This window comes from Phosphitispora fastidiosa (assembly GCF_019008365.1).
Taxonomy (GTDB): Bacteria; Bacillota; Thermincolia; order Thermincolales; family UBA2595; genus Phosphitispora; species Phosphitispora fastidiosa.
In genome coordinates this window covers 1-234 of sequence record NZ_JAHHUL010000221.1, presented here as the reverse complement: position 1 = coordinate 234, position 234 = coordinate 1, and the positions used below count along the sequence as shown (strand labels likewise).

The window sequence follows — 234 nt, the reverse complement described above, 5'->3', positions numbered from 1 at the left end:
CTTCATCGAGCAGTTCCTGCAACCCGAATTCGCCGGCCGCGTCGAGGACATCGTTGAAGGCGGCCGCAAGCTCGACATTGCCGCCAAGCCGCGCTGTCTGGAGCAGCTGGCGGCGTGCTTCCCCCACCAGCGCCACCTGCATCATGTCATCCATCAGTTCAAAATGACCGGCGATGTTCGCTTCCAATGGAAACTGATGCAGAATCGCCTCGCAGAAGGCGTGGATCGTCTGGA

At 60.3% G+C, this 234-nt stretch carries 1 protein-coding gene; it reads right to left on the bottom strand.

The window, feature by feature from the left end; all coding sequences use genetic code 11:
• Positions 1–234: hypothetical protein (locus tag Ga0451573_RS19590; protein WP_231685896.1), on the bottom strand; the 234-nt coding region annotated here is incomplete at both ends.